The following is a 20,521-nucleotide window of genomic DNA, read 5'->3' as shown; positions in this document are numbered from 1 at the left end:
GAATCCATCTCCTGCGGAAGGAAGGGAAGGGGAACGACGTGGGGGAGGACTCAGAAGTCCCAGAACACCGGCACCCAACGGAAGGCATCGCCGTCGGCGGAGACGCGGCCCACCGAGGGGAACGGCAGGTGGGTGGCGACCAGCATTTCGCCGGTGCCGGCCAGTTCGTTGAGCAGGGCGATGCGCACCTGGGCGGCACCTTCGGGGTCATGTTCGAAGCCGTTGTGCCAGTTGGGCTGTTCGAAGCCGACCGCGAAAATGGCGTCGCCGGCAAAGGTGAGCGCTTCGCCCTTCGAGCTCAGCCGCACCACGCTGTGGCCGGGAGTGTGGCCGCCGGTGCGACGAGCCGTGACGCCTGGTGCGATTTCCTGCGCGTCCTCGAAGGTGCGCACCTGGTTGCCGTATTCGGCCAGGAAGTGGGTGGCCGTGGCGCGCAGTGCATCCGGGAAACCCCGCGGCATGTTGGTGCGGGTGAAGTCGGGCGACTTCCAGAACTCCACTTCGGAAGCAGCGACGTGGATGCGCAGGTCGGGGCGCAGCTGCTCTTTCACGCCATCCACCAGCAGGCCACCGATGTGGTCCATATGCAGGTGGGTGATCACCACGTCGGTGATCTCGCGCAGGTCGATGCCGGACGCGCCCAGGCGTCGGATCAGCTGGCCGGCGCGGGGCAGGTTCAGATCGGGATCCATGCCGAGGCCGGCGTCGATCAGGATGTTGCGGTCGCCGCTGCGTACCACCATCACGTTCAAAGCCCAATCCAGCGCGTCCGGCGGCAGGTACATGTCCTTGAACCATGGCGCGCGCTCGGCTGCCGAGACGTTGTGGCCCAGCATCTGGGTGGGCAGCGGCAGCACGCCGTCGCTGACCACCAGTACGTCGATATCGCCGACCTTGAGTGCGTAGCGCGAAGGAACCAGTTCGTCGAGCGCGGGGGCCGGTGGTGCAACGGTTTCATCAAGACTGAACATGAGGGAATCTCCTGGAAAAGGGCGGGCTGGCAGGAATGCGTGGCTGGCGCTGCGTGGGCAGGACGAGGCGTGCCGGGCAGGGGGGAGTCGCCGTGCAGGCGCGGTGGGTTGGCCGTGCAGGATCAGCGTAGGAAAGCCGGGCAGCGGGCAGTAGATCCGCGAGGGGGCACACGGTGTTGCCGATCAGGCAGCAATGGCCCCGGGCAACTGGGGCACTGCAGGTTGCGCGATACTGAGGCAAGGCACACGACCCTGCAGGCAGCCCGAACGGTATGCACTGGCTCCGCGTCCACCTTGTTGTAATGGCCCACCGCCATGCGCACTGCCAAGGTCGCGCATAGCGCCGCGTCACTGCTGGGCGCCATGGCGCGCGAGCTGGGTTCGCGCGTGCGCTGGCGTCAGCGCGGACTGGACGAGGTTGAAGCGCTGCTTTCGGTGCTGCTCGCCATCGTGATTGCGCATGCGATCGGCGCAACCAACATCGGCTGGGCTGCGTTCACCGGCTTCATGGTGATGCGCACGCAACTGGCCGAGACCCTGTCCCGCGGCTTGCTCCGGTTGCTGGGCACGGTGGTGGGCGCAGCGATGGGCTGGGCCCTGATTACGCATGTGGCAGACACGCCGGTTGTGGTGGCGCTGGCGCTGCTGGCCGTAGGCGCCGTTACGCTGTACGCGGCGATCACCCGACGGCACAGCCATGCGTGGTTGTTTACCGGCCTCACCTTTGCAATGGTCGCGCTGGACAGCCTCAAGCAGCCACACGTGGCGGTGCATGCATTTGCATTGACCCGGGTGCTGGAGGTGGCCGCAGGTACCACCGCAGGCATGCTGGTCAATCTGGCCTCTGCGTGGACAGTACGACCGCGCATCCAGGGTGCCCAGCACCTTTTCTCAAACACCCTGGACGTTGCTCCGCCGGGGTGGCAGAAGGCAGCGGCCACGCATGCCCTGCTGGCAGGCGCCGTGTTGGGTGTGCTTCCATTGTTGTCGCCGCTGCTGGGCGCAAGCGCGTTGGTGCAGGCAGCGATCACGATCATGGCGGTCATGACGGTGCCGTTGATGTCGCTTGAGGGCGAAGGCGGCGCGGTGGGTACACGCATCGCGCACCGGTTTGCAGGCTGTGCGCTGGGAGCGCTGGCTGCCGCAGGTGCGCTTGCGGTCTCACACCACCACCTGCCATTGGCGGTGGCGCTGCTTTGCGTTGGGGTCTGGGCGGGTCGCCACATCGAGAACAGTGGCAAGTCGTTTGCTTACATCGGCACCCAGTTCGCGGTCGTCCTGCTGGTGGTGGTCGTCCCCGATGACATCCATCAGATCGCCAGCGCCCCGGGCTGGGCGCGTCTGAGCGGCATCGTGCTGGGCATCGCGCTGCTGGTGCCGGCGCGCGAGGCAGCGAAATGGGTGGGGCGCCGACGCCGTCAGCGGTCGGTGAGCGATTCCTGAAAGCGGGTGGCGTCGCACCGCGCTTCAATACGCCATCGCCGTGTGTGGCGAGAAACCCCCAATGCAGTCGTTGGCAACGGGTTATGGCTGTATGAAGCAGAGAGGATGCGTTGCGGACGCGGGTTCGATTCCCGCCAGCTCCACCACCTGTGCACCCATGCGGTGCCCAGCTGAAGGGGCTGCACTGGTTTCGACGTGGCGAGTAGTCAATGTGGACAGGCCGAGAGGCGACCGACGTAATCGGCGCAAAACCAAGTAAAGGCTAATGAACCTTACTTCAATCGGGACGAGCTTCTCGCCGCCTGATTTCACGCAAGCGCACGTGATCACCGAACGCGCAACCACCCCGCCGGCAACGGCGGGGTGGTTTTTGTGTGCTGTCAGAACTTCCAACCCACCCGCGCGTAATAGAACCCGCCGTTGAAGCCGTAAGGGGTGTGCACCGGGTACTCCGCGCCAGCTACGCCGGACCAGGGGTTCTTACCTGGTACGCGGTCGAAGAGGTTCTGCGCGCCGAGGCTGAAGTACAGGCCGGAGTCGAACTTCCAGCCCACTTCGGCATCCACGATCAATGCACTGCCGCCGTAGATCGGCAGGCCGCCGTCGGCTGCGGAGATCACGCCACTGTCCAGGTGGTCTTCGTAGAAGGAACCGTAGTAGTTGAAGCGCAGGTTGGCGTTGAAGATCTGCCGCTGGTGGTGGACGCTGAAATAGCCCTTGGTCTTGGGCAGGGATTTCTCCAACTTGTACACGCGCGCTTCGTCGATGAAGTCGGTGTCGAAGCGGTCGACCTCGGTCTTGTTCCAGTTTGCGGCCAGCGAGTAGGTGGTGGTGCCACCGAAGTGATCGCTGCGATAGCTGGTGACCAGGTCCACACCGGTGGTGGTGGTGTCGAAGGCGTTGCCGAAGTAGGTCACCTGCGAGATCGAGGCGGCCTCGGGGTTGCCGCCGGCCACAAGCGCCGCGCGTTCTTCCGGGGTCACCGCGAAGCTGGTACTCAGTGCGATGCGGTCTTCGACCTTGATCTGGTAGCCGTCGAGGGTGAACAGCCAGTCGCCCTCGGTCCAGACCGCGCCCAGCGACACGTTCTTCGACTCTTCCGGGGTCAGCGGTCGCGCGCCCTTGAGCTGCGCGATGGGATTGGTCGGCGGCAGGGTGGCGATGTCTTCCAGTGCGGTGCCACCGAACACGGTGCTGATCTGGCTGATGTTGGCCTGGCCGGGCGTGGGCGCGCGGAAACCGGTGTTGTACGCGCCGCGAATAGCGAACCGCTCGTTGAAGTCGAACCGCCCGGTGACCTTGCCGGTCGTGGTGCTGCCGAACGAGTCGTAGTCTTCAAAGCGCAGTGCACCGGCCAGCAGGAAGCGTTCGGTGACCTGTGCTTCCAGGTCGGCGTAGGCCGCCCAGTTTCGGCGGTCGAAGGTCCCCGCGGTACGGGTGCTGAACCCGTTGAAGCCGTTCGAGCCCAGCGCGAAGCCCTGTTCGGTCAGCGGACCAATGGCGGTGGAGGGGCCATCGCCCGGACTGATCTTGAAGCTCTCCTCGCGCCACTCCGCACCGGCGGCCAGGCGCAGCGGCTGGAAGGTGAAGCTCGTTTCAAAGTCGCGGGTGACGTCCACGTTGACGCTTTTTTCGGTCTGGGTATTGCCGCCGGGGCGGAAGTACAGGCCTTCCGGCTGGTCCGGTCCCAATGATGCGTTGACGGTGTTGTAGATGATGAATTCGATGTCGTTGCGGCCCCAGGACCCACTCACGTCCCAATACCAGTCGCCCCAGTTGCCCTTGGCGCCGGCAAAGATCGAGCTGTCTTCCAGCTTGCCGCCAAAGCGCGGGGTGAAGCCGCCGGGCAGGCCGGACAGGAAGGTGTAGCAGTTGGCCGGCAGCGCGGCTACGGCGCCGCTGACCGTGCTGTACGGCAGCAGGTTGCCGGCACCGTCGCGCAGCGCGATGGTGGGGCAGGCACCGGCACCGGTGAGGTTGCCGATCAGCAGGGTCTCGCCGCCATCGTTGGAATACACGCCCGAGCGCGAGGTGGGGTCGCGGAAGTAGAAGCCGCCGTCCACGTCGCGCTTGGCGTAGTTGCCGAACAGGTAGAAGTCCACCGCGTCGGTACTCAGGCCCAGGTTGGCGACCAGCTTCAGGTCATCGTCGATCTTCGGGGAGCCCCATACCTGGGCTGGATCGCCTACGCCCGGGTAGCCGGCGGCGATGGCAGCGGCGGCATCGTCGCGCTGCACGCTGCGTGAGGTGTCGTCGGCCTTGCGCCACTCGGCGGTGAGGGTGGCGAAGCCGCGTTCGGTGAGGGGCAGGCCGATCTGCGCCGAGTACTGGGTGGTAAGCCCGTCGCCCTTGTAGAACTGACCGGCGAACACCTCGGCGGCGCCGCCTTCGCGGATCTTCTTCAGGCCGAAGTTGATCACGCCTGCAATCGCATCCGATCCGTACTGCGCGGCGGCGCCGTCGCGTAGTACGTCGACCTGCTCCAGCGCGAGAGAGGGGAACACCGAGAGGTCCGGGCCCTGGGCACCGTCGGAAAGCCCGTGGCCCAGGAAGGTGATCACCGCAGCACGGTGGAAGCGCTTGCCGTTGACCAGCAACAGGGTGTTGTCCGGCGGCAGGCCACGCAGGTTGGCCGGACGGATCAGGCTGGCGGCGTCGTCGATGGGAATGGTGCTGACGTTGAACGAGGGAACCAGCACGCGGAGCTGGTCGAGCGCGTCGGTGGCGCCTTGGTTGCGGAATTCTTCGCCGCTGATGATGTCGATCGGAACCGCAGACGACGAGACGGTGCGGGGCTTGGTACGGCTGCCCAGGACCGACACGGTGTCGAGTGTGGATGTTTCAGGGGTACCCGGTGGGCCGCTGTCCTGTGCCACCGCGATGGAACTGGTGACCAGCAGCGCGGCAGCCAGTGCCGCCTTTACTGCAGATGCCAATGGCGAAATTGCTTTCGGAGCGTGAACACACTTGCCAATGCGGTAGTCCATGCATGCACCTTGCAGTCAGATTGTGGGTTTAGTCGTTCTCGTAAGTGCTCATCCGATTGGTTCTCCCTGCGTGCCAGAGGGGCTGGTGCGCTGCACAAAGAATTAACAGAACGTAAACAGTACTGCAACGTATCTTTCGTTTTCGTCTCACTTACGGGACGTGGAGCACACCGTGAGGCGAATAGGGGTATTATTCGCCTCATTCAATGAGGCGAATAACCGTAGTATTCGGCTCAAGCACCCCGACGGAGGGCTGGCCATGACTGCGCGCTGGATCTGGCAACACCCCGACTGGCCGGCGTTCCGGTGGCGGGACGCGGATCTGTTGCCGCTGCTCCGGGCGTGTGTGCAGGCGCAGGGACAGCTGAGCGGAATGGTCGGCGCCGAGAACGACGCCGAGCGCGCTGAAGACGCGCTCGATGCCTTGTTGGCCAACGTGATCACGTCGTCGGCGATCGAAAGTGAGCGCTTGAACGTCGCGTCGGTGCGCTCGTCCCTTGCGCGCCGTCTCGGCATGGATGCGCCGGTCGCCATCAGCGCCCGCAGCGAAGGTCTGGCTGACCTGACGCTGGATGCCATCACCGGACTCGAACGGCCCTTGGACCTGCAGCGCATGCTCCAGTGGCACAAATGGCTGTTCCCTGCCGATGACAGCTTTCTTCCCTCGCGGATCCGGGTCGGAACGCTGAGGGGCGACGAACCCATGCAGGTGGTGTCGGGGCGTATCGATCGGCCCACCGTGCACTTCGAGGCGCCGCCTCGCAACGGCCTGGAACTCCAGCTGGAAGCGTTCTTCAACTGGTTTTCAAACACCCGCCACGACGCGCAACTGGACCCGCTGCTTCGGGCCGGTGTCGCGCACTTCTGGTTGATCACCCTGCATCCATTCGATGACGGCAATGGGCGATTGACGCGCGCGGTCACCGACCTTGCCTTGGCACAGGCGCAGCCGCAGGTGATCCGTTTCCATGCGGTGTCCGCCAGCATCCTGCACGACCGCGCGGGATACTACCGGGTGCTCGAAGCCAGCCAGAAGGGCGACATGGACATCACGGCCTGGCTGCAGTGGTTCCTGGAAACGTTGCTGCACAGCCAGCTGCAGGCCACCACGCGCATCGATGCGGTGTTGGCCAAGGCGCGCTTCTGGCGGCAGCACCCGCAGTACGCCCTGGCCGCCGAGCAGGTGAAAGTGCTGAACGGGCTGCTGGATGGCGGCGAGCGCGGCTTCGACGCCGGACTCAGTGCCAGCCAGTACCGCGCAGTGGCCGGGGTCTCGCGCGCCACCGCGTCGCGTCACCTGGCCGACCTGGTGGAGAAGGGCTGCCTGCGCCGACTTCCCGGAGGCGGACGCAGCACCCGTTACGAGATCAACCTGTCGCAGTCAGGCACGGCACCCCACGAGGCGTGAATCGCTAGCGCGCCGCCAGCGATGCCTGCAACGCCTTTGCCAGCGCGGCATCGCCGTTGACCAGGTCCACCCAGCGCAGGTCCACGCCTTTGCGATGGCCTTTCAGCACCAGTTTCAATCCTTCCGGATCAAGGGTCAGCGTGTAGGAGTCGTCGCCGATCTGTACTTCGCGGCGCAGGGGCTTGTCGAGTGGCGTCATGGTCTACTCCGGAACGGTCGCGGCATCTACGACGGTGGCAATCATCGGGCGAAGCAATCCACGAACCTCGTCGGCGGAGAGGTCGGGATCACGCACTGCGCGCATCGCTAGGCCTTCCACGGTAATGCGGAACAGCAGCGTCCGGGCGCGCAGTGCTGCCTCGTCCACGGCCACGCCGCGCGCCTGGTCATGCGCGCGCAGCCAGGCGCAGATCCCCTCGTTGGTGTGCCTGTCGTGCCGGCGCAGGACCTCGGCGACCATCGGATCGCGCTGCGCCTCGGCGGTGATTTCGGCGTACAGCGACACGCTGGCAATGGCGGTGTCGTGCCGGCTGATCGACTCGCCGCGCGCCCAGATCTGGTAGCAGGCCAGCAGCCCGTCGACCAGGTCGCTGGAAGGGGCCATCTGCCCGATGGAGCGCTGGTCCGCACCAAGCTGGCGTTCGATGAGGGCCAGGATCATCGCGCGCTTGTTCTGGAAGTAGCGGTACATCAGCCCCTGGCTGATGCCGGCCTCAGTGGCGATGCCGCTGACCGACGCTGCATGGAAACCATGCGCGACGAAGCAGCGCTGGGCGGCGTCGAGGATGCGCTGGCGCTGGGCATCGGCGCGTGCGGCGGCCGCCGTCTCGGCGTTGGCAGGGGAAGTCTCGGGAGGCGTCATTGTCGGTCTGCGTGGTCGTCCATGCGCCTAGGGTAGTGCATTGGAAATGAGAATGAACGGTCATTCATTTGTCATGCGGGCTGCGCAGACTGCGCCGGCTTGCCCACCCTTCACGCGACCGGACCCCCATGCGTCTCTCCCTTTCCCGTGTTGCCCTGCGCCCGCAGGTGCTTGCCCTTTCGATCGCCGCGCTGCTGCCTTCGCTGGCGTTCGCCGAGACGACCCTTCCCGCTGACACGACCGCCGATGCCAACGCCGACGTGGTCGCGCTGGACCAGGTTGTGGTCACCGCGCAGAAGCGCGCCACCAACCTGCAGCAGACCCCGATCTCGGTCAGCGTGGTTGACGCCGGGATGCTCAAGGATCGCAGCGCGATCTCGCTCGGCAGCTTCGCCGACGGTGCCATTCCCTCGCTCCGGGTGACCCCGTTCGCCACGCGCAGTTCGGCGCTGAACATCGGTATCCGCGGCATCGGCGCCTCCGGCGATGCCAACCAGCCGGCGCGCGATGCCGGCGTGGGCATCTACGTGGACGGCGTGTTCCTTGGGCGCTCGCAGGGCCTGGGCACCATGCTCTACGACGTGGAGCGCATCGAAGTACTGAAGGGGCCGCAGGGCACGTTGTTCGGCCGCAATACCGAGGGTGGTGCGGTCAGCATCGTGACCAAGGCGCCCACCGGTGAGTTCGGCGGCACCGTCACCGCCGGGGTCGCCAACTACAGCGGCTACAACAGTGCGCTGCACCTGGACCTGCCCAAGGTGGGCGATGTCAGCGTCAAGATCGATGCGGTGCAGGCCAAGCGTGGCGGCACCACCGACAACCCGATGCGTGGCGAACAGGACTTCAACAGCTACAACAAGCGCGGCGCGCGGGTCAGCGCGCTGTGGGAGCCGAGCGATACGTTTTCCGCGCTCTACGCATTTGATCGTTCCTACGACGCCACCACGCCGTACCACACCCAGATTCTGGTCGCGGGCCCATACCTGAGCCCACTGCAGAAAGCGGGCGCCAGCGAGGACCGCCGGGACAGTTCCATCCTGGGTGGCCCACAGGAAGACAATATCGGGCGCACCAGCGGCCACCTGCTCAACCTCGGCTGGACGCTGGGCGAGCACCTGGAACTGAAATCGATCAGCTCGTACCGGGAGCTGGAGCAGGGTCAGTTCGACATGGGCCTGGTCGACGCGATCTCTGCCTATGGCGGCGCGAATACCCCGTTCGGCCGCTACAGCCTGGCGCAGGTCTACCAGCACCAGTACAGCCAGGAATTCCAGCTGATCGGCGAGACCTCGCAGGTGCAGTACCTGGTGGGCGCGTTCTACTACCATGAGACCGCGGGCGACAACGCTCAGACGCCGAACATGCTGCTGTGGGGCCCGGGTGGCAACAGCTACACGCTCAATCCGGCCACCAATCCCTTGAACCTGGCCAACGTGCGCATCGACCGCGCCAGCAAGGCATGGACCGACAGCCTTGGCATTTTCGGCCAGGCCACCTGGACCCCGGCCGCACTGGAAAACCTGCACCTCACCGCCGGTGGCCGTTACACCCGCGATGAGAAGAACGGCAGTCTGTACACCGTGAACGGCCTGGCCACCGACCTGACCTTTGACGATGCCTGGGGACGCTTCGACCCGATGGTCAACGTGGCCTACGACGTAGGCGACAACGCCATGGTCTACGCAAAGTACAGCACCGGCTTCAAGGCGGGCGGCGCGAACTCGCGCTCGACCACCTACACCGCGTTCGACCCGGAAGAAGTTACCGCGTTTGAACTCGGCTTCAAGTCGCAGTTCTGGGACAACCGCGCACGCTTCAACCTGGCCTTGTTCGATTCGAAGATCGAACACAAGCAGATGGACTTCACCCTGCCGTTCGACCCGAACAGCGGTGAAACCCGCACCACCATGGTGACCACCAATGCCAACGGCAGCACGAAGTCGCGGGGCGCGGAACTTGAGTTCAGCGTCATGCCGGTGGACAACCTCACCGTGGGCTTCACCCATGCCTACACCGACATCGATGCGCTGACCACGCAGGATCCGTTCGGCGCCGGTGTCGAAGTCACGGTGCAGCCGCTGCTGGCGCCGAAGCATGCCAGCAGCCTGGCCATCGACTACTGGGTGCCGTTCGCCAACAACGCAGCGCTCAAGTTCCATGTCGATGGCAACTGGTCCGACGGTTACTACACCAGCGAGTACGACCAGGAGCTCACCGACAGTTCGTTCGTGGTGAACGCACGCGTTGCACTGGTCGACATGCCATTGAACGCCGACGGCGCAACGCTGGATGTCTCGCTGTGGGCGCGCAACCTGCTCGACGAGGAACACCTGTTCTACAAGCTCAACAATGCCGCACTGGGCCAGTCCGGCATCTTCAACGACCCGCGTACCTACGGCCTGGAACTGGCCGTGCACTTCTGATCCCGGAGCCTACCCATGAATGTATTGCACCCGCTGTCCCTGAGCATGGCCATCGCGCTGACCCTCACCCCGTGGATGGCCACGGCCGCGCCGAAGACGGCCCCGGCCGCCGCGCCACAGGTGGCTGCAGCAACCGCCGACAACGTCCAGCCGGTTGCCGACGACGCCCAGCGCGTAATGACGCTGGAAGGCGCCTGGAACGTACGCACGTTCGCTGGCCTGCAGGGGCGCAACGGTCCCATTCCGGCGACGGCCTTCGTGCGCACCGCTGACCTTAGCCGGCTGACCGTGGCCGACCGTGACGCGCTGGCCGCGGCAGGGGTCAAGCTCGACATCGACCTGCGCACCGGCGATGAAGAGACGCAGTCGCCCGACCTGCTCGCCAACGATGCCCGCTTCGACTACCAGCGCATCTCGCTGATGGGCACCGAGAAGATGGATCTGCAGAAGATGATGACCAGCTTCCCGGATTCGCTGGGCGCGGCCTACGTGCAGTGGCTGGGCAGCAACCAGCCGCAGTTCCGCGAGGTGTTCCAGCGCATGGCCGCGCAGCAGGACGGTGCCGTGCTGTACCACTGCACCGCGGGCAAGGACCGTACCGGCATCATCTCCGGCATCCTGCTCGACCTGGCCGGCGTGCCGCGTGCGGACATCGTGCACAACTATGCGATCTCGGCGCACTACCTGGAAGGCCAGCCCAAGGACAGCGCGATGAACGTGCAGATGATGGCGCTGATCAGGCAGCACCCGGAGATCGCGCGGAAAATGGCCGGCATGGGCGGCACCGCGCCGGAGAACATGGAGATGTTCCTGGACGCGCTGCACGCGCAGTACGGCGGCGCGGCGGGCTACCTCAAGGCAGTGGGGCTGAGCGAGGAAGAAATCCGCGCCCTGCAGGTCCGGCTGGGCCAGGCGGGCTGATACCCGCCGCGATGCAGGCGAAGCCGCGCTAGGCGGCGGCTTCGTCCTGCAGCGAGCCCCTGATCGCGCCGGCCAGATCGGTGCGGGTGAAGGGCTTGGCCAGGATCGGAATGCTGCGCCCCACCGCGCCACTGGCGTCGATGTCGCGCGGATAGCCGGAGGTGAACAGCACGCGCAGTGCCGGCTTGTGCGACACGGCGCGCTTGGCCAGCTCCCAGCCCGACATGCCGGGCATCACGATGTCCGAGAACAGCAGGTCCACGCTGACGTCGGTACGTTCCAGCAGGCGCATGGCCGACGGGCCGTCGTGCGCTTCGAGCACGCGGTAGCCCAGCTGGCGCAGGGTATCCACGGTGTAGGCGCGTACGTCGTCGTTGTCTTCGGCCACCAGTACCGTGGCTTCGTCCTGCATTTCATAGCCGCCCAGGCCGCGCTGCTCGTTCTGCCCGCTCTGCGGCAGCTCAGCGTCCGAGCGGGGGAACAGCAGGGTGATCGACGTGCCGCTGCCCGGCGTGGAATCGACCAGCACGTGGCCGCCGGACTGCTTGACGAAGCCGTACACCATCGACAGGCCAAGGCCGGTGCCGCGTCCGACTTCCTTGGTGGTGAAGAACGGCTCGAATACCCGGGTCAGCGTTTCGGCGGACATGCCGTGGCCGGTGTCGCGTACCCGCAGCATGGCGTAGCGGCCGGGCGGCACATCGGGGTTCTGCGCGGTGAAGTCGTCATCCAGGTGGGCGTTGTCCACTTCGATGACCAGGCGGCCACCGTCGGGCATCGCATCGCGCGCGTTGACCGCCAGGTTGAGCACGGAGGCTTCGAGCTGGCTGGGGTCGACCTCCACGCACCAGATGTCAGGGTGGTGCACCATTTCCAGCTGAACCAGTTCGCCGAGCGAGCGGTGCAGCATGTCTTCCATGTCGCGCACCTGCGCGTTGAGGTCCACCGGCATGTTGCGCAGCGGCTGCCGGCGCGAGAACGCGAGCAGGCGCTGGGTCACGTTGGCCGCGCGCATCACGCCCTTGAGCGCGTTGTCCAGGGCCCGCGCCGAGCCACCGGCAGCGTCGCCCAGGCGGTCGGTGAGCAGCTTGGCGTACTCCACGTTGCCGGCGATGACGGTCAGGATGTTGTTGAAATCGTGCGCGATGCCGCCGGTCAGCTGGCCGACGGCTTCGATCTTCTGGCTTTGGCGCAGGGCTTCCTCCGCCTGGCGGCGGGCGGTGGTTTCGACCGCTTCGGCAACCACGGCGGTCACACTGCCCTGGTGGTCGAGCAGCGGCCGGAACGAGAACTCGAAACTGCGCTTGCCGGTGGGCAGGCGCAGGTCCAGTTCATGCCGCGAGGCGGTGCCGGCGGCGGCGTCGTGAACCGCGCCGGACACGATCGCCGGTACGCCGTCGGTATCGGCGAACCAGGCCGATTCGCAGTAGATCGCGTCGCGTACGTCGTCCTTGCCCGCGAGGATGGCGTCCAGCGCGGCGGAGTTGGTGTCGATGATGCGGCCGTCCAGGGTCAGCAGGATCTGATGCTGGAAGCTGGACTCGAACAGCGCCTGCAACCGGCTTTCGCTGCGATGCAGGGCAGAGGTGCGCTCGCTCACCTGGCGTTCCAGCGACTCGTTGCTGGCGGTCAGCTGGGCCTGGGCCTGCCTGAGTTCGCCGATGTCGCGGGCCATGGCGTACATGTGCAGTCGCTGCTGGCTGTCGCGCAGGTCGCTCTCGACCTGCTGCAGATGGCGTCGTTCCCGTGCTTCCTTGATCGCACGCACGACCGCATCAGGCAGGCGCTGCAGGCGCGCCTTGACCACGTAATCGCGCGCGCCACGCTTCAGGGCTTCGACCGCCAACTCTTCGGTCAGGGTGCCGGAGACGAAGATGAAGGGCACCTCGGGCGCCAGCTCGCACGCCAGCACAAGCGCGGCGTCGCCACTGAACCCGGGCAGCACGTGGTCGGCCAGGATCACGTCGAACGCGTCGGTGGCCAGCGCATCGCGCATGCCCTGTTCGGACCAGGTGCGGTCTGCCGTGAACGCTATGCCGGCGCGGCGCAGCTGCAGGCTGATCAGCTCCGCATCCAGCGCGCTGTCCTCGACCATCAGGATGCGGATCGAGGTGCCGTCCGACCGCTCAGACATCGCGACGACTCTTGGCGCCGAACAGCGTGCCCTGCGGCGGCGGCTGGTTGGTGATGCCCCAGAACATGCCCAGGCCCTGGATGGCTTCCAGGAACTCCTTGAAATCCACCGGCTTGACCACGAAGGCGTTGACGCCCAGTTCGTAGCTGCTGACCAGATCCGATTCCTCGCGCGAGGAGGTGAGCATCACCACCGGAGTGCTGCTGATCGCCGCATCGCTGCGGATCTCCTTCAGCACTTCCAGTCCATTGAGCTTGGGCAGCTTCAGGTCGAGCAGCACCACCACCGGGCCACCGTGCATGGCGCCCTCGTAGCGACCCTCGGTACGCAGGTACTCCAGGGCCTCCACACCGTCCCGCACGTGGGTGACATCGTTCAGGAGCTGGCAGCGGGCCAGTGCGGCCATCGTCAGCTCAGCGTCCTTCGGATTGTCTTCCACGAGCAGAATCGGCCGCAGATCTCTCATAGGTTGTCTCCAGAAACAAAGGGAATGGTGAAGTAGAAGGTGGCGCCTTCGCCGACCCGGCCTTCGGCCCAGGTCCGCCCGCCGTGGCGGGTGACGATGCGGTGCACGTTGGCCAGGCCGATGCCGGTGCCTTCGTACTCGTCCGCATGGTGCAGGCGCTGGAATACGCCGAACAGCTTGTCCACGTAGCGCATGTCGAAGCCGCAGCCGTTGTCCTTCACATGGAACACGTCTTCGGTATCGCCGCGCTGGTGGCCCACTTCAATGGTGGGCGCGGCGCTGTCGCGGGTGAACTTGATCGCGTTGGACAGCAGGTTCTGCCAGACCAGGCGGAGCATGCCCGGGTCTGCCTGAACGCGGGGAAGATGCGGTATCCGCCAGGTGATCGAACGCCCGGCGTACTCCATGTCCAGCTTGTGCCGTACGTCTTCGACCAGGGCGGTCATGTCCATCGAGATCTGACCCATCGTGGACCTGCCCATCTGCGAGAAGCTGAGCAGGTCGTCCACCAGCGTTCCCGCCGATTGTGCGGACTCGACGATGGTATCGAGGAATCTTTTCTCTGAATCGTTCAGCCGCTCCTCGGCCGAGGCCCAGAGCAGTTCCGAATACCCGACGATGTGGCGGAACGGCGCGCGCAGGTCATGGCTGACCGAATACGAGAACGCCTCCAGCTCCTTGTTGCTGCGCAGGAGCTGTTCGTTCAGCGCAGCCATTTCCTCGGCCTTGCGCAGCACGATGTCGACGATGGCGGTGCGCAGTTCCAGCGCGGCATCGCGGTCGACGTCATCCCACGGCAGCGACTGCAGCTGCACGGTTTCCTTCCACCCCTCGAACGAGGTACGCGGCGACAGGGGCAGGCCGGTTTCTTCCTTGCGCGGATCACCGCCCCAGCGCACGGTGCGGACCACTTCGGGACGGAACCACAGCACGAAGCTGTCGTGGATCTGCGAGATCGAAATCGCCAGCACGCCACTGGCGACGCCGGCGAAGGCGTCGGCGGGTTTCAACAGCAGCGGCAGCCGGTCGGTGCAGTACAGGTCGCCGTCGTGCTGCTGCACGCTGAGCCACTGCACCAGCTCCAGCACCTGCGCCTGGCTGGGGCACTCTCCATGGAGCAGGCATTCGCCCCGGTGCACGATCGCCGCACCGCTGGACTGGGTCAGGGCGAGCAGGTTGTGCTGGTCGCGGCCCAGGGCGGCCATGAAATCAGTGTCGCCCGCCATGCGGCCGAGCAGTCGCACCTGGATCGCGCGGCGCGCAATCCGCGCTTCCACGACCGCGGCGCGCTCCTTCAGCGAGATCTGCAGGGACAGGATCTGCCCGATGAACTCACACGCGGTGCGCACGTGATAGGGCACGCGCTTGGGCTGCGCGTTGTGGCAGGAGATCAAGCCCCACAACTCGCCTTCGCGCAGCAGCGACACCGACATCGAGGCGCCGGTGCCCATGTTGCGCATGTACTGCAGGTGCACCGGCGACACGCTGCGCAGCATCGCCGGGCTGAGGTCGGTCGGCCCTGCATCCGCGGTTTCGGGGCTGCGGACCAGCGGCACCGGCCGGTAGTCGCTGTCGGCGATCAGGCGCACGCGATTCTGCTGGTACAGCGCGCGCGCCTGGGCCGGAATGTCGGACTCGGGGAAACGCAGGTCCAGATAGCTGGGCAGCACGCCGTTGCCGTCCTCGGCGACCACCGCGCCGTTCCAGTCCTTGTCGAACTGGTAGACCAGGGTGCGGTCGAAACCGGTCAGCTCGCGGATCTGTACGGAGGCCAGCTCGCACAGCTCACGCGTGGTCTCGACCCGCTCGATCGCTTCCATGAAGCGTCGGATCGCCGGGTACAGGTCTTCCAGCGAACCCGGCTCGCCCGGGACCGGTTCTTCCAGCTCCACGATGAGGTCATCGCCGAGACGATGGGCCAGCGTGTGGTGGCCGCCATGGGTGCCGATGGGGTGTGCACCGAGGAACTGCGTGGTGTCGGGCTTGAGGGTTTCCAGCGCCGGCCTGCATCGGGCCAGGGCGCCACCCAATACCTCCTCGATGGAGCGTCCCAGCGGATCGCCGAACACCTCCAGCAGGTCAGGGCGCGCAACCGCGCGCTCCTTGACCACCAACGTGCGCGGGTCGAGGACAAGGATCAGGCCGTAGGGTTGGATGGCGCCTGGCGTGCGGATCGGTTCTCGCGCGCAGCCGGAAACATCCAGGCCGCGGTCACTCACATTCCAGGACGACATTCGTTGAACCCCCACCGGGTACCGTAAACAGGAAGCCACCCCATAGCTTCGCATATCGGCACCGCCCGCTCCGTGAGGAGCCGGGAATCAGGGCTTGGGTGGGCGCTCGTAATCCTCGGGCGTCGCGTTGTGGTCCTGTTCCGGCATGTCCTTATCCTTCCACGTCGCATCTTCGTTGCGCAGCGTGTCCGGGGTGTGGGCCTTCTGTTGGTCGTCCTTGCCTTCAAGCGGGTTGGATTTCGAATCGTTCATCGTGCGTCCTCGCAGGTCTGCGTCTGTCATCGCAGCTTGGGCGCGGCGCGGTGAGGGCAGCGTCCGCGTGCACTGCACGTCGTCCACACGCACCAGTCACCCACCCCAGACGCCGGGCAGGGTATCCCTTGGGCATGGACAGGCTCTCCGACCACGCTGCCCCCGCACTTGAAGCCGCTGCGCGGGAGGTATTGACCCGCCAGCCCGCGCTGCCCCTGCCCGGCCGGGGCCACACGCTGGAGCGCTGGCGCTTGCTGGCCGCGTTGGCCGGTCGCGACCTGTGCATTGCAAAGGTGCTGGAGGCGCACTACGACGCGCAGGCGATCTTGGCCGATCTGCACGCGACGTTGCTGGGCGAGGGCACCCTGGCAGCGGTGTGGGCCGCCGAGGGTCCGCAGGCAACGCTCCGCTTCGATGAAGACACCGGGACGGTCAGCGGCAGCAAGCCGTGGTGCTCGGGTGCGGGCCTGGTCGATGTGGCACTGGTGACGGCGCGCGATGGCGAAGGTTCCCGGCTGGTGTGCATCCGCACCGACGCGCCGGGCGTATTGCTGCAACCGCAGACCTGGCACGCGACCGGCATGGGCGGAATTCCCAGCGGCACGGTGCAGTTCGACCGGGTGCATGCGGAGCCGGTAGGCGCGCCCGGTGCGTATCTGGCGCGGCCGGGCTTCTGGCATGGCGGCGCCGGGATTGCCGCGTGCTGGTATGGCGCTGCGGTAGCGCTGGCATCGCCACTGCAGCGCTCGACCCGGGTGGAGGGTGATGCGCAGGCGGCCGCGCTGCTCGGACAGGTCGACATGGCATTGCAGTCGTCTGCCGCACTGCTGCGTGAACTCGCCGCGTGGATCGATGCGATGCCTGCGCGGTCCCACCAGCCCGACGTCATCCGTGTGCGCAGCGTGGTCGAACGCACCTGCACGCAGGTGCTGGACGCGATCGGGCGCACCTTGGGCCCGGCCCCGATGTGCCTGGACCCGGATCACGCCCAGCGCTGGGCGGACCTGACGGTGTTCATCCGGCAGAGCCACGCGGATCGCGACTGGGCCGAGCTCGGCAGGGCGGTACAGCGCCAGGAGGCGCCGTGGACGCTGTGACGGTGCGGATCGAAGGAAGGGGCACGCTCGAGTCCGAGTGGGAAACCTGCGCGTGGCTGGAGGCGCTGCCGTCGGTGCAGGCCGATACGGTGCTGCTCGGCGCACGACGCCTGGTCGTGGTGTCGCCGCACCCGGACGATGAAGTGCTGGCCTGCGGCGGCCTGATGCAGGCGGCGCTGGCGGAAGGGTGCAACGTGCAGGTGGTGTCGGTGACCGACGGCGAGGCCTGCTACCCCGATCATCCACGCTGGTCGCAGGCCCGGCTCCGCGACGCACGCAGGCGCGAGCTGGCCAGCGCGATGCAGGCGCTGGGCATGGACGCGACCCATGTCAGCGCGCTGGGCATTCCCGATGGAACCGTCGCCCGCCATGAGCCCGACCTGGCCGCGCATCTCGCCGGTCGCCTGTTGCCCGGCGATGTCGTGGTGGCGCCGTGGGTACGCGACGCGCACCCGGACCACGAAGCCGTGGGGCGGGCGTCCGTGGCTGCGGCCGTGAGTTGCGGCGCGCGTGCGCTGCAGTACCCGGTATGGGCCTGGCACTGGTTGGACCCGGCGGCGGCTGCAGGGCCGTGGCCCAGCGCGCAGCGCATTGCGCTGTGCGCCGATTCGCAGGCGCGCAAGCAGCAGGCAATGGCGGCATTCGCTACGCAGACCGGTGCCGTGGGCGACCTGGAGTGCGAGCCCATCCTGCCGGAGCACGTGCTGGCGCGTTTCCGCCGCCCTTATGAGGTACTCATTGGATGAGCGTTGCCGACTACTTCGAACAGATCTACCAGGAGCCGGATCCATTCCAGTACCGCAACCGCTGGTACGAGGCACGCAAGCGGGCGTTGACCCTGGCCTGCCTGCCACGCCAGCGCTACCGCAGCGCGTGGGAGGTCGGGTGCTCCAACGGGGTGCTCACGGCCGAGCTGGCCGGCCGATGCGACGAACTGCTCGCCACCGACCTCAATGCGGCCGCACTGGCCGACGCTGCCGAGACCACGTATGACCGGCCCAACGTGCGCCTGGCGCAGGCCAGTCACCCTGGCCAATGGCCGGAGGGGCGCTTCGACCTGATCGTGGTCAGCGAGGTGGGCTACTACCTGGCGCCGCAGGACGTGGTGGAAATGGCGGCGAAACTGCGGGCCAGCCTGACCGACGACGGGCTGCTGCTGGCCTGTCACTGGTTGCACCCCTTCGATGAGGCGCGCAGCTCGGCGCTGCAGGTGCACCGCACCTTTGCACGGGGGTTGGAAGAAGCCTTCTGCTACCAGGACGCGGATCTGCTGATGCAGGGCTGGGGCACGGGGCTGGCCAGCGTGGCGCAGCAGGAAGGCCTGCGATGATCGGCGTGATCGTGCCGGCTCACGATGAAGCGCTGGCCATTGGCAACTGCCTGGCCTCGATTGCCGTTGCGGCGGGCGATCCGCGCCTGGAAGGCGAAGAGGTGGTGGTCGTGGTGGCGCTGGATGCCTGCAGTGATGCCACCGCGTCGGTATGCAAGGAGTACGGTGTGGCTACCGTGGTGTTGGAAGCGCGTTGTGTTGGAAGTGCCCGCGCCGCAGCGGCCACGTTCGCATTGGCCAGTGGCGCGCGCTGGATAGCGAGCACCGATGCCGACACCGTGGTGCCGGCAGACTGGCTGTGGCGGCAGGTCAGCTCCGATGCGGATGTCTTCTGCGGCGTGGTCGGGGTCATGGATTGGCTGGACTATCCGGACGCCGTACGAAACGCATTTTCCGACCGCGAGGTCGCGCGCGACGGGCATCGGCATATCCACGGTGCCAATCTGGGCATGAGCGCGGCCGCGTACCTGGCGGTGGGCGGATTCCAACCCCTGCACACCGGTGAGGATGTGGCGCTGGTGGACGCGATGACAGCCAACGGCGCGCGGGTTGCATGGCTTGCGCGCCCCGCCGTGGCGACCAGCGCACGCCGGGCAGCCCGGGCCGAACACGGGTTCAGCGGGTTCCTGCGGGCGCTGGAGCGGGAAGTGATGGGGGCCGCGCTGCTTCCAGTACGGCTGGCGCCGGAATGATGGAGCAGCCGGCGGACCTGCTCGGCTGGGCGGCCACGGTGGTCCTGATCGCCACCCTGGCCCGGCAGATCTACAAGCAGCATCAGGACGGCGCGTCGGAAGGCGTGTCCACCTGGCTGTTCATTGGCCAGATGACCGCATCCGTACTCTTCATCATTTACAGCGTGGTGCTGGGCTCCACGGTATTCGTGGTCACCAACAGCCTCATCCTGCTGACCGCCATTACCGGGCAGGTCCTGGCAGTCCGCCGACGCAGACATCAGCGACCAGACCACCGGCGATGACACCAAGTTTCTGAATTAGTCAGAAATGTGCACGCCGTCTTCACGGTGCATCGGTTGTCTTGATGGTGCCTCTACCTGAATTCATTTAAGCTCGGGTCATCTCGAGCCCTGACGCCTCTTCGCGTCGGGGCTTTCTCACTTATCCCTGCAGGAACTACCCCCATGGCGGCATTGCAGCAGCGCACCATCGACCTTCTCCGTGGCCAGCAGGACGCCGTGCTGGCGCAGTGGTCCGAACAGTTGGCCGCCCAGGGCCAGGACGGCCGGATCGGCGCCCGGGAACTGGAAAACCAGACCCGCGAATTCTGGCGCCTGTACCAGGCGGCGCTGTCCACCGCCGGTGCCGGCGGCGTTGGCGGCGCGGAATGGCAGGAAATCCGTCAGTTCCTCGAGCAGCTCTCGCGTGATCGCGTGCTGAAAGGCTTCACTTCGTCGGAAACCGCCAGCTTCCTGTTCTCGCTCAAGCGCCCGTTGTTCGAGCTGGTGCAGAACGCCTACGTGGATGACGCCAAGGCACTGGGCGACCAGCTGTGGGCGATCTCCGAACTGATCGACGATCTTGGCCTGCACAGCGTCAAGTCGTTCCAGAAGACCCGCGAGGAAGTGATCCAGCGCCAGCAGGAAGAAATGCTGGAGCTGTCGACCCCGGTGGTGAAGCTGTGGGACGGCGTGCTCGCGCTGCCGATGATCGGCACGCTCGATTCGCAGCGGACCCAGGTAGTAATGGAGTCGTTGCTGGAGCGCATCGTCGAGACCGGTTCTGAAATCGCCATCATCGACATCACCGGCGTGCCCACCGTGGACACCCTGGTCGCCCAGCACCTGCTGAAGACCGTGACTGCGATCCGCCTGATGGGTGCCGACGCGATCATCAGCGGCGTGCGTCCGCAGATCGCCCAGACCATCGTGCACCTGGGCCTGGATCTCCAGGGCATCGTGACCAAGGCCAACCTGGCCGACGCGTTGGCCCTGGCGCTCAAGCGCACCGGCCAGGTGGTCACCAAGGCCGCCCGCTGA

18 protein-coding genes are annotated in these 20,521 nt (G+C 66.3%); 10 read left to right on the top strand and 8 right to left on the bottom strand.

The annotated features are described in order from the left end of the window. Nucleotides 1–50: 50 nt before the first annotated feature. Nucleotides 51–971, bottom strand: a complete 921-nt coding sequence (locus RYM47_RS11195; RefSeq protein WP_315387937.1) for an MBL fold metallo-hydrolase — start codon at nucleotides 969–971, stop codon at nucleotides 51–53. A 315-nt stretch (nucleotides 972–1,286) separates the two neighbouring features. On the opposite strand from RYM47_RS11195, the gene RYM47_RS11190 reads away from it, so the two are divergent. Next, the gene (locus RYM47_RS11190) at nucleotides 1,287–2,414 is read left to right on the top strand and encodes an FUSC family protein (protein WP_315387935.1); all 1,128 of its coding nucleotides are present in this window, start codon (nucleotides 1,287–1,289) and stop codon (nucleotides 2,412–2,414) included. Between the two features lie 380 nt (nucleotides 2,415–2,794). Here the strand turns inward: RYM47_RS11190 and RYM47_RS11185 are convergent, their stop codons facing one another. Next, complete coding sequence (locus RYM47_RS11185) at nucleotides 2,795–5,350, bottom strand: TonB-dependent receptor (RefSeq protein WP_315387934.1); 2,556 nt, start codon at nucleotides 5,348–5,350, stop codon at nucleotides 2,795–2,797. A gap of 310 nt (nucleotides 5,351–5,660) precedes the next feature. Here RYM47_RS11185 and RYM47_RS11180 point away from each other — a divergent pair, with 310 nt between their 5' ends. Further along, complete coding sequence (locus RYM47_RS11180; RefSeq protein WP_315387932.1) at nucleotides 5,661–6,809, top strand: Fic family protein; 1,149 nt, start codon at nucleotides 5,661–5,663, stop codon at nucleotides 6,807–6,809. Nucleotides 6,810–6,813: 4 nt separating this feature from the next. Here the strand turns inward: RYM47_RS11180 and RYM47_RS11175 are convergent, their stop codons facing one another. Next, on the bottom strand, nucleotides 6,814–7,008 hold the full coding sequence (locus tag RYM47_RS11175) for a hypothetical protein (RefSeq protein ID WP_315387931.1): 195 nt from the start codon (nucleotides 7,006–7,008) through the stop codon (nucleotides 6,814–6,816). 3 nt (nucleotides 7,009–7,011) lie between these two features. After that, a complete protein-coding gene (locus tag RYM47_RS11170; RefSeq protein WP_315387928.1) occupies nucleotides 7,012–7,671 on the bottom strand; it encodes a TetR/AcrR family transcriptional regulator in 660 nt (219 codons plus the stop codon). A 128-nt stretch (nucleotides 7,672–7,799) separates the two neighbouring features. On the opposite strand from RYM47_RS11170, the gene RYM47_RS11165 reads away from it, so the two are divergent. Together RYM47_RS11165 and RYM47_RS11160 are read left to right on the top strand one after the other, a co-directional pair. After that, a complete protein-coding gene (locus RYM47_RS11165) occupies nucleotides 7,800–10,094 on the top strand; it encodes a TonB-dependent receptor (RefSeq protein WP_315387926.1) in 2,295 nt (764 codons plus the stop codon). A gap of 15 nt (nucleotides 10,095–10,109) precedes the next feature. After that, nucleotides 10,110–11,015 (top strand): tyrosine-protein phosphatase, encoded by a 906-nt coding sequence (locus RYM47_RS11160; protein ID WP_315387924.1) that lies wholly within the window; start codon nucleotides 10,110–10,112, stop codon nucleotides 11,013–11,015. Between the two features lie 28 nt (nucleotides 11,016–11,043). Here RYM47_RS11160 and RYM47_RS11155 read toward each other — a convergent pair whose 3' ends face one another. The 4 genes from RYM47_RS11155 to RYM47_RS11140 form a co-directional block, all read right to left on the bottom strand. Then, the gene (locus RYM47_RS11155) at nucleotides 11,044–13,149 is read right to left on the bottom strand and encodes a response regulator (protein ID WP_315387922.1); all 2,106 of its coding nucleotides are present in this window, start codon (nucleotides 13,147–13,149) and stop codon (nucleotides 11,044–11,046) included. Then, on the bottom strand, nucleotides 13,142–13,615 hold the full coding sequence (locus tag RYM47_RS11150) for a response regulator (protein ID WP_315387920.1): 474 nt from the start codon (nucleotides 13,613–13,615) through the stop codon (nucleotides 13,142–13,144). The genes RYM47_RS11155 and RYM47_RS11150 overlap by 8 nt, the downstream gene beginning before the upstream one ends. Then, nucleotides 13,612–15,849 (bottom strand): ATP-binding protein, encoded by a 2,238-nt coding sequence (locus tag RYM47_RS11145; protein WP_315387919.1) that lies wholly within the window; start codon nucleotides 15,847–15,849, stop codon nucleotides 13,612–13,614. The genes RYM47_RS11150 and RYM47_RS11145 overlap by 4 nt, the downstream gene beginning before the upstream one ends. An 87-nt stretch (nucleotides 15,850–15,936) precedes the next feature. Further along, nucleotides 15,937–16,101 carry a hypothetical protein gene (locus RYM47_RS11140; protein WP_315387917.1) on the bottom strand — a complete coding sequence of 55 codons (165 nt, stop codon included), beginning with the start codon at nucleotides 16,099–16,101 and terminating at the stop codon, nucleotides 15,937–15,939. 134 nt (nucleotides 16,102–16,235) lie between these two features. Here RYM47_RS11140 and RYM47_RS11135 point away from each other — a divergent pair, with 134 nt between their 5' ends. The 6 genes from RYM47_RS11135 to RYM47_RS11110 all read left to right on the top strand — a co-directional run bounded on the left by RYM47_RS11135 (nucleotide 16,236) and on the right by RYM47_RS11110 (nucleotide 20,521). Continuing rightward, nucleotides 16,236–17,198 (top strand): acyl-CoA dehydrogenase family protein, encoded by a 963-nt coding sequence (locus RYM47_RS11135; RefSeq protein ID WP_315387915.1) that lies wholly within the window; start codon nucleotides 16,236–16,238, stop codon nucleotides 17,196–17,198. Beyond that, nucleotides 17,186–17,944 (top strand): PIG-L family deacetylase, encoded by a 759-nt coding sequence (locus RYM47_RS11130; RefSeq protein ID WP_315387913.1) that lies wholly within the window; start codon nucleotides 17,186–17,188, stop codon nucleotides 17,942–17,944. Before RYM47_RS11135 ends, RYM47_RS11130 begins: the two co-directional genes overlap by 13 nt. Beyond that, nucleotides 17,941–18,528, top strand: a complete 588-nt coding sequence (locus tag RYM47_RS11125) for a methyltransferase (protein WP_315387912.1) — start codon at nucleotides 17,941–17,943, stop codon at nucleotides 18,526–18,528. Before RYM47_RS11130 ends, RYM47_RS11125 begins: the two co-directional genes overlap by 4 nt. Then, the gene (locus tag RYM47_RS11120; protein WP_315387910.1) at nucleotides 18,525–19,220 is read left to right on the top strand and encodes a glycosyltransferase; all 696 of its coding nucleotides are present in this window, start codon (nucleotides 18,525–18,527) and stop codon (nucleotides 19,218–19,220) included. Before RYM47_RS11125 ends, RYM47_RS11120 begins: the two co-directional genes overlap by 4 nt. Continuing rightward, nucleotides 19,220–19,504 (top strand): PQ-loop repeat-containing protein, encoded by a 285-nt coding sequence (locus RYM47_RS11115; protein WP_315388071.1) that lies wholly within the window; start codon nucleotides 19,220–19,222, stop codon nucleotides 19,502–19,504. The genes RYM47_RS11120 and RYM47_RS11115 overlap by 1 nt, the downstream gene beginning before the upstream one ends. 162 nt (nucleotides 19,505–19,666) lie before the next feature. Continuing rightward, nucleotides 19,667–20,521: an STAS domain-containing protein gene (locus RYM47_RS11110; protein WP_315387908.1), complete on the top strand. Its 855-nt coding sequence runs from the start codon at nucleotides 19,667–19,669 to the stop codon at nucleotides 20,519–20,521.

The organism is uncultured Stenotrophomonas sp. (genome assembly GCF_963519125.1).
Taxonomy (GTDB): Bacteria; Pseudomonadota; Gammaproteobacteria; order Xanthomonadales; family Xanthomonadaceae; genus Stenotrophomonas.
This window is presented reverse-complemented; position numbering and strand designations above follow the sequence as displayed.

Bases quoted from the DNA above. Each gene is read 5' to 3' on its own strand.
- RYM47_RS11195 (WP_315387937.1), bottom strand. From the start codon at position 971: ATGTTCAGTCTTGATGAAACCGTTGCACCACCGGCCCCCGCGCTCGAC.
- RYM47_RS11190 (WP_315387935.1), top strand. From the start codon at position 1,287: ATGCGCACTGCCAAGGTCGCGCATAGCGCCGCGTCACTGCTGGGCGCC.
- RYM47_RS11180 (WP_315387932.1), top strand. From the start codon at position 5,661: ATGACTGCGCGCTGGATCTGGCAACACCCCGACTGGCCGGCGTTCCGG.
- RYM47_RS11175 (WP_315387931.1), bottom strand. From the start codon at position 7,008: ATGACGCCACTCGACAAGCCCCTGCGCCGCGAAGTACAGATCGGCGAC.
- RYM47_RS11170 (WP_315387928.1), bottom strand. From the start codon at position 7,671: ATGACGCCTCCCGAGACTTCCCCTGCCAACGCCGAGACGGCGGCCGCC.
- RYM47_RS11165 (WP_315387926.1), top strand. From the start codon at position 7,800: ATGCGTCTCTCCCTTTCCCGTGTTGCCCTGCGCCCGCAGGTGCTTGCC.
- RYM47_RS11160 (WP_315387924.1), top strand. From the start codon at position 10,110: ATGAATGTATTGCACCCGCTGTCCCTGAGCATGGCCATCGCGCTGACC.
- RYM47_RS11155 (WP_315387922.1), bottom strand. From the start codon at position 13,149: ATGTCTGAGCGGTCGGACGGCACCTCGATCCGCATCCTGATGGTCGAG.
- RYM47_RS11150 (WP_315387920.1), bottom strand. From the start codon at position 13,615: ATGAGAGATCTGCGGCCGATTCTGCTCGTGGAAGACAATCCGAAGGAC.
- RYM47_RS11145 (WP_315387919.1), bottom strand. From the start codon at position 15,849: ATGTCGTCCTGGAATGTGAGTGACCGCGGCCTGGATGTTTCCGGCTGC.
- RYM47_RS11140 (WP_315387917.1), bottom strand. From the start codon at position 16,101: ATGAACGATTCGAAATCCAACCCGCTTGAAGGCAAGGACGACCAACAG.
- RYM47_RS11135 (WP_315387915.1), top strand. From the start codon at position 16,236: ATGGACAGGCTCTCCGACCACGCTGCCCCCGCACTTGAAGCCGCTGCG.
- RYM47_RS11125 (WP_315387912.1), top strand. From the start codon at position 17,941: ATGAGCGTTGCCGACTACTTCGAACAGATCTACCAGGAGCCGGATCCA.
- RYM47_RS11120 (WP_315387910.1), top strand. From the start codon at position 18,525: ATGATCGGCGTGATCGTGCCGGCTCACGATGAAGCGCTGGCCATTGGC.
- RYM47_RS11115 (WP_315388071.1), top strand. From the start codon at position 19,220: ATGGAGCAGCCGGCGGACCTGCTCGGCTGGGCGGCCACGGTGGTCCTG.
- RYM47_RS11110 (WP_315387908.1), top strand. From the start codon at position 19,667: ATGGCGGCATTGCAGCAGCGCACCATCGACCTTCTCCGTGGCCAGCAG.